Source organism: Amycolatopsis sp. NPDC003861, from assembly GCF_053605405.1.
The window spans coordinates 1-1,582 of the sequence record NZ_JBSGJD010000512.1; the positions used below are offsets into that span (position 1 = coordinate 1).

General features: G+C 74.0%; 1 protein-coding gene. It reads left to right on the plus strand.

Annotated features, from left to right (window positions below):
• Positions 1-1,582 (plus strand): acyltransferase domain-containing protein (locus tag ACWEVN_RS47860; RefSeq protein WP_452055712.1); only part of this gene is annotated, 1,582 nt, incomplete at both ends.

The window sequence follows — 1,582 nt, forward strand, 5'->3', positions numbered from 1 at the left end:
GACGGCCTCGAGCTGGATCGGGTGGACGTGGTGCAGCCGGCTTCGTTCGCGGTGATGGTGGGGTTGGCCGCGGTGTGGCGGTCGTTCGGGGTGACGCCCGATGCGGTGGTCGGGCATTCGCAGGGTGAGATTGCGGCCGCGTACGTGGCGGGTGCGTTGTCGCTGGAGGATGCGGCGAAGGTGGTGGCGCTGCGGAGCCAGGCCATCGCGGAGTCGCTGGCCGGACGCGGCGGCATGCTGTCGATGTCCGTCAGCGCGGAAACCGCGACCGAGCGGCTGCGCGACCTGACCGGGTGCGTGGAGCTCGCGGCGGTCAACGGCCCGGCCTCGGTGGTCGTCGCCGGCGACGTCGACGCCCTGGCCGAACTGCTCGTCACCTGCGAGAACGACGGGGTGCGGGCCCGGATGATCCCGGTGGACTACGCCTCCCACACCCGCCACGTCGAAGCCCTGCAGGACCGGCTCGGCGAGACCCTGGCCGGCCTCCGGCCCACCGCGACCGGGGTCCCGATGTGGTCGACGGTCACGCAGGCGTGGCTCGACGGCCCGGAGCTCGACGCGGAGTACTGGTACCGCAACCTGCGCCACCGGGTCGGCTTCGGTCCCGCCGTCGAGGCGCTGGTGGAGCAAGGACACCGGGCGTTCGTCGAGGTGAGCCCGCACCCGGTGCTGACCACGGCGGTGCAGGAAGTCCTGGACGGCCACGACGGGGCAGCGATGGTCACGGGAACGCTGCGCCGCGACGACGGCGGGTTGCGGCGCCTGCTGACCAGCCTGGCCGAGGTGCACGTCCGGGGCGTCCCGGTCACCTGGACCACCGGCCGCCCGGCGAGTCACGTGGACCTGCCCACCTACGCCTTCCAGCGGGACCGCTATTGGCTCGAAGAACTCGAAGACCCCGCCGACGAGCCGGGCCCGGCCACCGGCGGGTTCGACGGCGAACTCTGGACCGCGATGGAACGCGAAGACTTCGCCGCCCTCGACACGCTGCTCCGGCTCGAATCCGCCGAACAGCAGTCGTCGCTGCGGACCGTGGCCCCGGTGCTGTCCTCCTGGTACCGGCAACGCCGCCTGGAATCCACAGTGGACGAGTGGTGCTATCGCGTCGGGTGGACGCCGCTCGCCGGCCCCGAGCCGCGCGAGCTCACCGGCACCTGGATCCTCGTGGTGCCCGAAGACGCGCTCGACGACCAGGCGGTCGCCGCGGTGGCGGACGGGCTGACCGCCCAAGGCGCCTGGGTCACCCGGCTGACCCTCGATCCGGCCGACGCCGAGCGAGCGGCCGTCGCCGACCGGGTCCGCGAGATCGTGACGGAAATCGGCGACGTGCAGGCCGTGGTGTCGTTCCTCGGGCTCGCCCGCGGCGCGGACGCCGCGTCCCCGGTGCTGCCGGCCGCCGTCGCCACCACCGTGACGCTGGTGCAGGCACTCGGCGACGCCGGGGTGACCGCGCCGCTGTGGGCCTGCACCCGGGGAGCGGTGGCGGCCGGCGCCGACGAACCGCCGGGCGATCCCGCCCAGGCGATGCTGTGGGGACTGGGCCGGGTGGTGGCCCTGGAACACCCCGACCGCTGGGCCGGCC